The sequence below is a fragment of the Campylobacter concisus genome, from assembly GCF_002913225.1.
Taxonomy (GTDB): Bacteria; Campylobacterota; Campylobacteria; order Campylobacterales; family Campylobacteraceae; genus Campylobacter_A; species Campylobacter_A concisus_J.
This window is the reverse complement of sequence record NZ_PPAW01000010.1, coordinates 1-473: the sequence shown is the minus strand read 5'-3', so window position 1 is coordinate 473 and position 473 is coordinate 1. Positions and strand designations below refer to the sequence as shown.

The 473-nt window shown below is 58.4% G+C and carries 1 protein-coding gene; it reads left to right on the top strand.

Annotated features, from left to right (window positions below):
- Positions 1-473: ABC transporter permease (locus CYP26_RS00905; protein WP_219808999.1), on the top strand; the 473-nt coding region annotated here is incomplete at both ends.

The following is a 473-nucleotide window of genomic DNA, read 5'->3' as shown; positions in this document are numbered from 1 at the left end:
TTAGTAGTAAAGCTGAACTATCATCGGATCACGCTCGTCACAGTCGTGTACCGACCTTTCTTTTTTTTTTCAAGCAGCCGACGGCATACGGCTTTCCTGAGCGTCTCGTGGGCTCGGAGTACACCGGCCAAATCGTAATCCGCGAAACGGCGGCCTATCTGGGGCGGCACGGCAACGCCGCGCCCTTCGAGCCGGTGGTAAACGTGCTGTTCAACGAAAACCTGCGCAGCGAATGGTTTATGCCGCTCAACCAACTGGTGGGCAACGCCACCCTGCTCACCATCCTGCTGGTGGGCGCGGCCGTGATCCGCGAGCGCGAACACGGCACGATTGAGCATTTGTTGGTGATGCCGGTGGATGCGAACGAAATCGTGATGGCCAAAATCCTGGCCAACGGCCTGATTATCCTAGTTTCCTCCCTGCTCTCGCTGCTCTTGGTGGTACACCGCGCCGTGGGCGTGCCGATTAACGGC